General features: G+C 45.1%; 8 protein-coding genes and 1 tRNA gene. 6 read left to right on the top strand and 3 right to left on the bottom strand.

The features are described 5' to 3' along the window. Nucleotides 1-46: 46 nt before the first annotated feature. Nucleotides 47-123: transfer RNA gene (locus tag ACTRWI_RS21035), tRNA-Arg, on the bottom strand. Nucleotides 124-420: 297 nt separating this feature from the next. Between ACTRWI_RS21035 and ACTRWI_RS21030 the strand changes: the two genes are divergently transcribed. Beyond that, nucleotides 421-834 (top strand): c-type cytochrome, encoded by a 414-nt coding sequence (locus ACTRWI_RS21030; RefSeq protein WP_499133684.1) that lies wholly within the window; start codon nt 421-423, stop codon nt 832-834. 95 nt (nt 835-929) lie between these two features. On the opposite strand, the gene rep is transcribed toward ACTRWI_RS21030, so the two are convergent. Further along, nucleotides 930-2,948, bottom strand: coding sequence for a DNA helicase Rep (gene rep / locus ACTRWI_RS21025; protein WP_499133683.1), 2,019 nt, complete (start codon nt 2,946-2,948; stop codon nt 930-932). A gap of 181 nt (nt 2,949-3,129) precedes the next feature. Between rep and ACTRWI_RS21020 the strand changes: the two genes are divergently transcribed. From ACTRWI_RS21020 to ubiK, 4 genes are all read left to right on the top strand, one after another. After that, nucleotides 3,130-3,711 (top strand): TetR/AcrR family transcriptional regulator, encoded by a 582-nt coding sequence (locus ACTRWI_RS21020; protein ID WP_499133682.1) that lies wholly within the window; start codon nt 3,130-3,132, stop codon nt 3,709-3,711. 18 nt (nt 3,712-3,729) lie between these two features. Then, entirely contained in the window at nt 3,730-4,836 is a 1,107-nt protein-coding gene (locus ACTRWI_RS21015) for an efflux RND transporter periplasmic adaptor subunit (RefSeq protein ID WP_499133681.1), read from the top strand. 11 nt (nt 4,837-4,847) lie between these two features. Beyond that, the gene (locus ACTRWI_RS21010) at nt 4,848-7,970 is read left to right on the top strand and encodes a multidrug efflux RND transporter permease subunit (protein WP_499133680.1); all 3,123 of its coding nucleotides are present in this window, start codon (nt 4,848-4,850) and stop codon (nt 7,968-7,970) included. A gap of 119 nt (nt 7,971-8,089) precedes the next feature. After that, complete coding sequence (gene ubiK, locus ACTRWI_RS21005; RefSeq protein ID WP_499133679.1) at nt 8,090-8,341, top strand: ubiquinone biosynthesis accessory factor UbiK; 252 nt, start codon at nt 8,090-8,092, stop codon at nt 8,339-8,341. A 233-nt stretch (nt 8,342-8,574) separates the two neighbouring features. Here the strand turns inward: ubiK and ilvC are convergent, their stop codons facing one another. After that, nucleotides 8,575-10,059 carry a ketol-acid reductoisomerase gene (gene ilvC / locus ACTRWI_RS21000; RefSeq protein ID WP_499133678.1) on the bottom strand — a complete coding sequence of 495 codons (1,485 nt, stop codon included), beginning with the start codon at nt 10,057-10,059 and terminating at the stop codon, nt 8,575-8,577. Nucleotides 10,060-10,204: 145 nt separating this feature from the next. On the opposite strand from ilvC, the gene ilvY reads away from it, so the two are divergent. Continuing rightward, nucleotides 10,205-11,095: an HTH-type transcriptional activator IlvY gene (gene ilvY / locus ACTRWI_RS20995; protein WP_499133677.1), complete on the top strand. Its 891-nt coding sequence runs from the start codon at nt 10,205-10,207 to the stop codon at nt 11,093-11,095. Nucleotides 11,096-11,116: the final 21 nt, after the last annotated feature.

Genomic DNA, 11,116 nt, shown 5'->3' with positions numbered 1-11,116 from the left:
TAATTTCTTTTTTGCCAATTTCTCGCTTACAAAGTAAGTGACCGGATGGCGCGCCTGAAAGGATTCGAACCTTCGGCCTTTGGCTCCGGAGGCCAACGCTCTATCCAGCTGAGCTACAGGCGCATGCCCTGTCGGCGGAGTGGAATAATACGTATATCACCCAATGCCGTCTAGTACTTTTTTAACTTTTTTTTCTGTTTGGTCTCTTTTTCGACAGTTAATATGTGATAAACCCCTTATTTGAGTACTACAACCCACCACAGCTTATAAGTTGTTGTTTATTGCAACAACTTATCGGGATATAATCACCCATTATTTACATTGGTTTAACAGTTGCTCTTTACTGGTTAAAGCCAAAACCCCCTCCAACACTATAATTTGGTAAGCATGTACTTACCTTGGGAATGTAAAGTGAGTTTAATGGATATGTCTCGTCGAATTTTAAGCGTTGTCATCGCAGTTTTAACCTTCTCAACTGGTGCAATCGCTTCAGGCCTAAGTGAAGCAGAGCAAGATGCAATTGCTGAGCGCATCAAACCAGTTGGTCAAGTATACCTTGTCGGCAGTGAGCCAGTAGCCGCTGAGCCAACAGGCCCTCGTGATGGCGCAACAGTTTATGGTACCTTTTGTATCGCTTGTCACGCATCTGGCGTAAGTGGCGCACCCAAAAAAGGCGATGCGGGTGATTGGGGTCCTCGTATTGCTCAAGGTCGCGATGTTCTAGCTGACCACGCTATCAATGGCTTTAACGCGATGCCAGCAAAAGGTTCATGTATGGACTGTTCAGACGACGAAATCAAAGATGCTATCGAGCACATGATTGCTGGTCTGTAATTTGCCGAGCTATGGTTAAAAATGCCAAATTCAAAAAGGTGACCATCAGGTCACCTTTTTACTGTCTTCTATATAGTGCTATGTAAAACAGAACATCACTTCTTATTGAACATTGCTCGAATATTGGCAATGTGCGCCTGCCCTTTCTCCATTCGCTCTTCAGCAGACTGTGGCTTCTTCACACTTTCCCATTCCACATCATCATGTGGCAATTCATCAAGAAAACGACTTTGTGTGGGTTTAATTAACTCACCAAACTGGCGACGTTCACGACACTTAGTAAAAGTCAGCTCTTTCTGCGCTCGAGTAATGCCCACATACATCAGGCGACGCTCTTCCTCAACGTTACCTTCATCAACACTGGTTTGGTGCGGCAAGATGCCCTCTTCTGTTCCCATCAAATACACATATGGGAACTCCAAGCCTTTCGATGCGTGTAGTGTCATTAACTGTACTTGGTCAGCATCGTCATCATCTTCACCTCGTTCCATCATATCGCGCAGGGTTAAGCGCTGCACAACCTCACGTAACGACTTCTCTTCTTTATCGTAATTGTCGCCTTCTAAGTCTGCCACAATCCAACTGTAGAGATCAGACACGTTCTTCATACGCATCTCCGCCGCTTTCGGGCTTGCTGAGGTTTCGTATAACCAGTCTTCGTAGTTAATATCACGAACTAAAGCACGAACCGCATCCACAGTATTGCCACGCTCGGCGTTATCCGAGATACGAACAATCCAATCCGTGAATCGACGCAGGTTCTCCAAGCCTCTGCCTGTTAGGGTTTGCTCTAAGCCCATCTCAAAGCTGGCCTCAAACAAGCTCTTGCCTCGCATGTTGGCGTAGCTACCTAACTTCTCTAGCGTAACCGGGCCGATCTCACGGCGTGGCGTGTTTACAATACGTAGGAAGGCGTTGTCATCATCAGGGTTCACCAACACACGCAAGTAAGCCATGATGTCTTTAATTTCCGCTCTAGCGAAGAACGAGGTACCGCCAGAGATCTTGTAAGGCACACGGTTCTGCATCAAGGCTTTTTCAATTAAGCGCGATTGGTGGTTACCACGATAAAGCACCGCGTAATCTTTATACTCAGTACGGTTCAAAAACTTGTGTGCGATGATCTCACCGGTAATACGCTCAGCCTCATGCTCCTCGTTCTTAGCATTCAATACCTTAAGCTTTTCGCCGTCTGGGATCTCAGAGAATAGAGACTTCTCATATACGTGTGGGTTATTGGCGATCAAGATGTTCGCTGCACGCAAGATTCGGCTGGTTGATCGGTAGTTTTGCTCCAGCTTAATTAAGCGAAGGTTCGGATAATCTTCACCCAGCAATACTAAGTTCTGCGGTTTAGCACCACGCCATGAGTAAATAGATTGGTCATCGTCACCTACTACCGTCAAGCGACCACGCTCTCCAACCAGTAGGCGAACCAATTCGTACTGGCTTGTGTTGGTATCTTGGTATTCGTCCACAAGTAGGTAGCGAATACGCGACTGCCAACGTTCACGCACTTCTTGATTGGTTTTGAGTAATAATACTGGCAGTGCAATCAAATCATCAAAGTCGAGGGCGTTGTAGGCCTTCATCTGCTTTTGATACATCTCGAAACAGAACGCAAACAACTGCTCTTGCTCACCTTGAGCACGCGCTTTGGCCTGCTCTGGCATCAGCATGTCATTCTTCCAGTTCGAAATCGCACTCATCAATGCACGCAATAAATCCTTATCGCCATCAATTTGTCTTTCAGTTAGCTCTTTTAACAGTGCTAACTGATCTTGGTCGTCAAACAGAGAGAAGCCCGCTTTTAAGCCCAGTGCCTTGTACTCACGACGAATAATGGTCAAACCCATAGTGTGGAACGTCGAAACGATAAGTCCTTTCGCTTCACCTTTACCTAAGGTTTGCCCTACACGCTCTTTCATCTCACGCGCTGCTTTATTAGTAAAGGTTACCGCCGCGATGTTGCGCGCCTTGTAGCCACACACCTGAACCAAATAAGCAATTTTATTGGTGATAACACGTGTCTTGCCTGATCCAGCGCCTGCTAATACTAAACAGGGGCCTGAAACATACTTCACGGCTTCATCTTGTCTTGGGTTCAGTTTCATTTGGTTCTCTATCTGTTCTTACAAGGTCAAATTAGTTGCGTGCCTATAATAATGCTGCAACATCACGAATGCTACGTTCTCTTGTTGAAGAATTTACATCATCCCTACAACAGGGGGTTACACATAAGTCTAGTTATTAGGCTATAATGAATGAACGTTCATTCGCTGGAGTGATAAGTATATGACAATTCATACACATAGGGACAAACGCCAGCAAATACTTTCTGCTGCAGAAAAACTGATTGCTGAAGTCGGTTTTCAAGGCCTATCAATGCAAAAGCTTGCAAAGGAAGCTGGAGTTGCTGCGGGGACGATATATCGCTACTTCGACGACAAAGATCACTTGATTGCTGATGTGTGTGTTCTCGTCACTCAACGAGTAGCTGATGCTGTTCAAGAGGGCGTTAATGATTCAGACCCAATCAAGCAACGCTATAGAACCATGTGGCTTAACATATGGAACTTAGCAGGAACGAACTTGGCTGCGATTAAAAATCGGGTCCAGTATGAGGCTCTACCCATCACAAATAGCCTAAACTTCAGGGAACTTGAACGCAAAATGTTTGACCAAGTTGAGCAGCTATTTAATGACGGGAAAGAGCAAGGGTTGTTTAAACCGCTACATAACGAAGTATTAAGCGGGTTGAGCTTAGCGGCTAGCGTTTCTCTAGCGCGAAAGCATTCTTTAGGATTTTACCAAATGGATGAGGCTGCATTAGAAGCAGCAATAGAAGCCAGTTGGGACGCAATAATTACACACTAGATCGGAGATTTGACCATAATGAAAAAGTGGACCTTCTTCATGTTACTCATCGCTGTATTACTCTTTGGCAGCGTTATTGGGTTTAACATGTTCAAGCAACAAAAAATAGCGGAATACTTGGCAAACCGCCCTGAACCAGAGTTTCCTGTCACCGTTACTGAAGTTCAGCCGATCGACTGGGTCCCTGTGATTGAAGCTATCGGCTTCATCGAACCAAACCAAGGTGTCACTCTTGCGAATGAAAACAGCGGTGTCATCGACCAAATTTCTTTCGAATCAGGCACCGAAGTTAAAAACGGTCAGCAACTTGTTCGTTTAGATTCAGATGTTGAGAAAGCGAATTTGAAAAGTTCTGAAGCTCGTTTGCCTGCCGCAAAAGCTAAGTACAAGCGTTACCAAGGCCTGTTTGAAAAAGGGTCTATTTCTAAAGAAGCTTATGATGAAGCAGAAGCAAACTATTTCTCTCTTTCGGCTGATATTGAGAGCTTAAAAGCGTCGATCGAACGTCGTGAAATTCGCGCACCATTCGATGGCACCGTTGGTATCCGTAACGTTTACCTAGGCCAGTACCTACAATCAGGTACAGACATCGTTCGCCTAGAAGACACCAGTGTCATGCGCCTACGCTTCACAGTATCTCAAACTGACATCTCTCGCATCAGTGTGGGTCAGGCGGTTGATATCTTCGTTGACGCTTACCCTGAAATCCCATTTGAAGGATCAATCAGTGCTATTGAACCAGCCGTAAGCGTGCAAAGTGGTCTTATTCAAGTTCAAGCAGACATTCCAAATAATGATGGCAAGCTTCGTAGCGGTATGTTCGCTCGCGCTAACATCATTTTGCCTAAACTAGAGAACCAAGTAACCCTACCTCAAACAGCGATTACTTTCACTCTATACGGTGACAATGTTTACATCCTGAATGAAGAAGACGGTGTTCAACGCGTTACTCAACATGTTGTAAAAGTTGGTGAACGCACTGCTGATATCGCACACATCCTTGAAGGTGTGAAAGCGGGCGATACCGTTGTGACTTCTGGCCAAGTACGTCTAAGTAACGGTGCCAAAGTTAAGGTTGTGGAAAGTGATGCAATTACCCCACCAACTGAAACACCTAAGCTGTAACTGGAGGCATAATGCGCTTTACTGATGTTTTTATTAAACGTCCAGTTCTAGCGGTATCCATCAGCTTTTTGATTGCTCTGCTTGGCTTACAAGCAATCTTCAAAATGCAGGTGCGTGAATACCCTGAAATGACGAATACCGTAGTAACCGTCACCACAAGTTACTACGGTGCAAGTGCCGATCTTATCCAAGGCTTTATCACCCAGCCACTCGAACAGGCTGTTGCACAAGCGGATAACATCGATTATATGACTTCATCCTCTGTACTCGGTAGCTCTACGATTACCGTAAACATGAAGTTGAACACCGACCCAAACGCAGCGTTGTCTGACATACTGGCTAAGACAAACTCGGTTCGTTCTCAGCTTCCAAAAGAAGCGGAAGATCCAACCGTAACCATGTCGACCGGTTCAACAACGGCGGTACTCTACATTGGTTTTACTAGTCATGAGTTGGTGTCGAGTCAAATTACCGATTACCTAGAGCGTGTAATCAACCCGCAGCTATTTACGGTAAACGGTGTATCGAAAGTTGACCTATACGGTGGTATGAAATACGCACTACGCGTATGGCTAGACCCGTCAAAAATGGCTGCCGTTGATCTCACTGCTAGCGATGTGATGTCGGTACTGAATGCCAACAACTACCAATCGGCAACCGGTCAAGCAACGGGTGAGTTCGTTCTCTACAACGGCAGTGCTGATACCCAAGTATCTAACGTTGAAGAGTTAGAGAATCTTGTAGTACGAAGCGGTGAAGGCGAAATCATCCGTCTATCTGACATTGCTAAGGTTTCTCTGGAGAAAAGCCACGATGTGTACCGTGCTAGTGCGAACGGTCAGGAAGCGGTTGTTGCAGCGATTAACGCGGCACCAAGTGCTAACCCAATCAACATTGCAGCCGATGTTCTTGAGCTTCTTCCTCAGCTAGAGAAGAACCTACCAAGCAACATCTCAATGAACGTAATGTATGACTCAACGATTGCGATTAACGAATCGATTCAAGAGGTTATTAAGACCATCCTTGAAGCAGCATTAATCGTACTGGTTGTAATTACCTTGTTCCTAGGCTCTTTCCGTGCGGTACTGATCCCTATCGTTACGATCCCACTGTCTTTGATTGGTGTGGCAATGGTAATGCAGGCAATGGGCTTCTCTTGGAACCTGATGACGCTACTGGCAATGGTACTCGCCATCGGCCTGGTAGTAGATGATGCGATCGTAGTACTAGAGAACGTCGACCGACATATCAAGCTCGGGGAGTCCCCTTTCCGTGCTGCAATCATCGGTACTCGTGAAATTGCGGTACCAGTTATTGCAATGACACTAACGCTAGGCGCGGTATACGCTCCGATCGCGATGATGGGTGGTATCACAGGCTCGCTATTTAAAGAGTTTGCGTTAACCCTAGCAGGTTCGGTATTTGTATCCGGTATCGTGGCATTAACGCTGTCGCCAATGATGTGTTCAAAAATGCTTAAAGCTCACGCAGAGCCAAGCAAGTTTGAACAAAAAGTACATAGCGTACTGGATGGTATGACTAACCGTTACGAGCGTATGCTTGGTGCGGTAATGAACCACCGCCCAGTATTCATTGGCTTTGCGGTTATCGTATTTGCCAGCTTGCCGATGCTGTTTAAGTTTATCCCAAGTGAGTTAGCACCTTCCGAAGATAAAGGTGTGATCATGCTGATGGGTACAGCACCATCAAATGCGAACTTAGACTTTATGCAAAATACCATGAACGACGTAAACACGATTCTGTCTGATCAGCCAGAAGTAGCGTACGCGCAGGTGTTTACTGGTGTGCCTAATGCAAACCAAGCGTTTGGTATTGCATCTATGGTTCCATGGAGTGAACGTGAAACAAGTCAGTCTGAAGTTGCTAACCGCGTAGGTGAGCTAGTAAAAGACGTTCCGGGGATGGCGGTAACGGCGTTCCAAATGCCAGAGCTACCAGGTGCAGGTTCAGGTCTTCCAATTCAGTTTGTTATTACAACGCCAAACAGTTTTGAGAGCTTGTTCCAAATCACTACTGACATTTTGGCTGATGTAGCATCAAACCCGCTGTTCGTTTACTCAGATCTTGATCTGAACTACGACTCAGCAACGATGAAAGTACGCATCGATAAAGACAAAGCAGGCGCATACGGTGTGACCATGCAAGATATCGGTATCACACTTGGTACAATGATGTCTGATGGCTACGTAAACCGTATCGACTTAAACGGTCGTTCTTATGAGGTTATCCCTCAGGTAGAGCGTAAGTTCCGTTTGAACCCTGAATCGATGAATAACTACTACGTTCGTGCTGCAGATGGCAGAGCGGTGCCACTGGGCAGTTTAATTACGATTGATGTTGTGGCAGAGCCTCGCTCTCTTCCTCACTTCAACCAATTAAACTCCGCAACGATTGGTGCAGTACCAGCTCCTGGTGCAGCCATGGGTGATGCGATTGCATGGTTTGAAGAGACGGCAACGAACAAGCTACCAAGTGGCTACAACCACGATTACATGGGTGAAGCTCGTCAATACGTTACCGAAGGCAGTGCGCTATATGCGACCTTTGGTTTGGCTCTGGCTATTATCTTCTTGGTACTGGCGATTCAGTTCGAATCTCTAAAAGATCCATTGGTTATCATGGTATCTGTACCACTGGCGATCTGTGGTGCCCTAATTGCTCTAGCTTGGGGCGCGGCAACGATGAACATCTACTCACAAGTAGGTTTGATCACGCTGGTCGGTCTGATTACCAAGCACGGTATCTTGATCTGTGAGGTTGCAAAAGAAGAACAGCTGCATCACCACAAGACTCGTATTGAAGCGGTAATGGAAGCAGCAAAAGTTCGTCTTCGTCCAATCTTGATGACAACAGCTGCGATGATCGCGGGTCTAATCCCACTGATGTACGCAAGTGGTGCAGGTGCAGCTCAGCGCTTTAGTATCGGTATCGTAATCGTTGCTGGTCTAGCGATTGGTACTATCTTTACGCTGTTCGTACTGCCGGTGATTTACAGCTACCTAGCTGAAAAACACAAACCTCTTCCTGTATTTGTTGAAGACAAAGATCTAGAAAAACTAGCTCGCGTCGATGAAGCAAAAGCAGCACACAGAGAATTAGCAGATAACAAGTAATCGCTAAGTCGTAAAACAATCAAAAAGGTTACTTCGGTGGCCTTTTTTTATACGCGATAGGCGACATATCAAGTGTGATTAAATAGAATAGTGATAAATAGTCAGGAGTTTTAATCGATATGTTTGATCCAAAAAAACTAGAGCAAATTGCTAAGCAGATCCACGACTCTATGCCTCAGCCAGTGAAAGAACTGGGTTCAGACGTAGACCAAAAAGTTCGCCAAGTTATCCAAGGCCAGCTAAACAAACTAGATGTTGTAAGCCGTGAGGAGTTTGATGTTCAGACTCAAGTACTACTACGCACTCGTCAAAAGCTGACTGAAATGGAACAAAAGCTTGCAGAGCTAGAAGCTAAGCTTTTAGACAAATAAGCACTCAGTGAGCAAAGATAAGAGGGCTGACGTGAAAACGTCAGCCTTTTTTATGCACTCGAGTTTTTCGGTCTAGATTCCTAACAACACTCCGATTCACTCTTCCTTCTTTCCAAATAAACAAAAAGGCTTGGTCAACGGCGACCAAGCCTTTTAATTAGATGTTGTGTTTTTATTTATGACTCCAGTTTTTGGAGCTCTTTAAATTTTTTCGATGATATCGAGTTAAGAACTTAACCGCCTACTGCGATGCGCTTCATGTCGCTCATGTAAGCACGTAGCTCTTCACCGATATACTCAACTGGGTGGCTACGGATAGCTTCATTTACTTCAATTAGACGAGCATTATCTACTTGGTTAGATGTTTCACCTAAGCCTTTACCAATTACGTCTGTTGATACTGATGGCATGAATTTCTCGCGTAGTAGTGGTGTTGCTACGTTGGCAAACAGGTAGTTACCGTATTCAGCTGTATCAGAGATTACTACGTTCATTTCGTATAGACGCTTACGAGCAACCGTGTTTGCGATTAGTGGAAGCTCATGTAGAGACTCGTAGTATGCCGACTCATCGATGATGCCAGATGCTGTCATTGCTTCGAACGCTAGCTCAACACCCGCACGAACCATAGCAACAAGTAGGATACCGTTATCGAAGTACTCTTGCTCTGAGATTTCTAGATCAGAAGCTGGATAGTTTTCGAATGCTGTTTTACCTGTCTCTTCACGCCAGCCTAGCAGGTTCGCATCGTCATTTGCCCAGTCAGCCATCATAGTGCTAGAGAATTCGCCTTGGATGATGTCATCCATGTGCTTGTTGTAAAGCGGACGCATTAGGTCTTTTAGCTCTTCAGAAAGCTCAAATGCTTTGATTTTAGCAGGGTTAGATAGACGGTCCATCATGTGTGTTACGCCACCAAATTTAAGCGCTTCAGTGATCGTTTCCCAACCGTATTGTAGAAGCTTACCTGCGTAGCTTGGGTCGATACCGTCAGCAACCATCTTCTCGTAAGATACGATAGAACCAGCTTGTAGCATGCCACAAAGGATAGTTTGCTCACCCATAAGGTCAGATTTAACTTCAGCAACGAAAGAAGACTCTAGACAGCCAGCGCGGTGACCACCTGTACCAGCAGCCCAAGCTTTAGCGATGTCCCAACCTTCTCCCTTAGGATCATTCTCTGGGTGAACAGCGATTAGTGTTGGTACACCGAAACCACGCTTGTATTCTTCACGTACTTCAGTACCTGGACACTTAGGTGCAACCATTACAACCGTTAGGTCTTTACGGATTTGCATACCTTCTTCAACTACGTTGAAGCCGTGTGAGTAACCGAGTGCAGCGCCTTCTTTCATAAGAGGCATTACTGTTTCAACTACGTTAGTGTGTTGTTTGTCTGGAGTTAGGTTGATTACTAGATCCGCTTCAGGAATTAGCTTCTCGTAGCTATCTACTTCAAAACCGTTCTCTTTTGCGTTTTTGTAAGACTGACGTTGCTCGTCAATCGCAGCCTGACGTAGAGCGTAAGCCACGTTTAGACCTGAATCACGCATGTTTAGACCTTGGTTAAGGCCTTGAGCACCACAACCAACAATTACGATTTTCTTGCCTTCAAGGTATTCAGCTTCTGTCGCAAATTCTTCACGATCCATGAAGCGGCAACGACCTAGTTGGTCTAGTTGTTCACGAAGGTTTAATGTATTGAAATAGTTAGCCATTTGAGGCACTCCTTTAAAAATAAGTCCGTAAGGTCGATATCTCTCTATCGAATGACTTCATACTAAAACAGACACTCCGTTGCTGAAAGTGATATATTCACAATTAGTTATTGCAATAAATGCAACGTGGAAACGATCACAGAACATGAACATAAAATCTCTACAATTATTTATACATTTATGTGATAGCAAGAGTTTCAGCAAAACCGCTGCAGCCATGCATGTCAGCCCTTCAGCACTGAGCCGTCAGGTACAAAAGCTTGAAGAAGAAACAGGACAGGAACTGCTTATCAGGGACAATCGAAGCGTTGATCTCACTCCAGCAGGAAAACACCTATTGCCAGTAGCGTTGAGCATTGTTGGAGAGTGGCAGCAATATAATCTTCACCTAAAAGGCGGTGAACAAGAGTTAAAGGGTGAGATCAGGATATTTTGCTCCGTAACGGCAAGCTATAGCCATCTTCCTGAGCTAATTACCGAGTTCAGAGCCATTCATCCATATATTGAGTTCAAGCTTTCTACGGGTGACCCAGCTCAATCTATCGATAAAATATTAAATGACGAAGCGGATATCGCGATTTCAGCGAAACCAGACATCCTCCCTTCAAGGTTAGAGTTCGAAACCATCAGTGATATACCACTATCTGTCATCATCCCATCTGGTGTCAGTAGCTTTAGCCAACAACTGCAATCCGACAAACCAAACTGGAATGAAGTGCCTTTTATCATCCCTGAAGCGGGTACCGCTCGTGAGCGTGCCAATGCATGGTTTAAGAAGATGAAGATTAAACCCAACATTTATGCACAAGTATCAGGTCATGAGGCAATTGTAAGTATGGTAGCGTTAGGATGTGGGGTTGGTATCGCACCCGATGTAGTCATAAACAACAGTCCTGTAAGAGATAAAGTAAGCCGCTTAAAGATAGAACCCATCAAGCCATTTGAGTTAGGCGTATGTTGTAAGCGAGCACAGCTAGATAACCCTCTAATTCGAGCGTTCTGGCAAGTCGCAGAAGGTAAGTATTTAACGGACTAGTTGTCACTGCTTTCAATACTA

Source organism: Pseudoalteromonas sp. G5_S1_14_S5 (genome assembly GCF_054968605.1).
This window is presented reverse-complemented; position numbering and strand designations above follow the sequence as displayed.

Excerpts from the sequence above, each read along its gene's own strand:
- ACTRWI_RS21015 (WP_499133681.1), top strand. The coding sequence starts at position 3,730 with ATGAAAAAGTGGACCTTCTTCATGTTACTCATCGCTGTATTACTCTTT.
- ACTRWI_RS21010 (WP_499133680.1), top strand. The coding sequence starts at position 4,848 with ATGCGCTTTACTGATGTTTTTATTAAACGTCCAGTTCTAGCGGTATCC.
- ubiK (WP_499133679.1), top strand. The coding sequence starts at position 8,090 with ATGTTTGATCCAAAAAAACTAGAGCAAATTGCTAAGCAGATCCACGAC.
- rep (WP_499133683.1), bottom strand. The coding sequence starts at position 2,948 with ATGAAACTGAACCCAAGACAAGATGAAGCCGTGAAGTATGTTTCAGGC.
- ACTRWI_RS21020 (WP_499133682.1), top strand. The coding sequence starts at position 3,130 with ATGACAATTCATACACATAGGGACAAACGCCAGCAAATACTTTCTGCT.
- ilvY (WP_499133677.1), top strand. The coding sequence starts at position 10,205 with ATGAACATAAAATCTCTACAATTATTTATACATTTATGTGATAGCAAG.
- ACTRWI_RS21030 (WP_499133684.1), top strand. The coding sequence starts at position 421 with ATGGATATGTCTCGTCGAATTTTAAGCGTTGTCATCGCAGTTTTAACC.
- ilvC (WP_499133678.1), bottom strand. The coding sequence starts at position 10,059 with ATGGCTAACTATTTCAATACATTAAACCTTCGTGAACAACTAGACCAA.